Below are 502 nucleotides of genomic sequence, written 5' to 3' on the forward strand. Positions count from 1 at the left end.
ACCCTGATCCACATCCACCACCGGCCCCACAAACCCCCCACCCCCACCCACACCCCACACATCCCCGGCCACCACCACACCACCACACCACGAACCCGCCAGCTCATGCCCCACCACATCCCCACCCACCACCAACACCGACGCCCCACACTCACCAAGCACACCCCTCAACCGAGACACCGGATCACCCACCCCCAACGGCACATACATCCCCCCCGCCTTCACCACAGCCAACAACAACACCAACAACTCAGCAGAACGCTCCATCAACACCCCCACCGCAGAACCACACACCACCCCCGCCTCCACCAAACGCCCCGCCCACACATCCGACACCCGATCCACCTCAGCAAACGACCACTCCCGCCCCCCACACACCAAAGCAACCGCATCCGGACACCGCTCCACCCACCCACCAAACACCTCAGCAACACCACCCGAAACCACCACATCCCCACCACGCCCCACACCCAACAAACCACCACGCTCCCCCGCCACCAGC

General features: G+C 64.9%; 1 protein-coding gene. It reads right to left on the bottom strand.

Features of this window, described 5'->3' with window-relative positions; genetic code table 11:
• On the bottom strand, window positions 1-498 hold a 498-nt coding region (locus ABD299_RS24720; protein ID WP_344266958.1), incomplete at its 3' end, for an AMP-binding protein.
• Window positions 499-502 lie beyond the last annotated feature (4 nt).

It is taken from the genome of Streptomyces sodiiphilus (assembly GCF_039529215.1).
GTDB lineage: Bacteria > Actinomycetota > Actinomycetes > Streptomycetales > Streptomycetaceae > Streptomyces > Streptomyces sodiiphilus.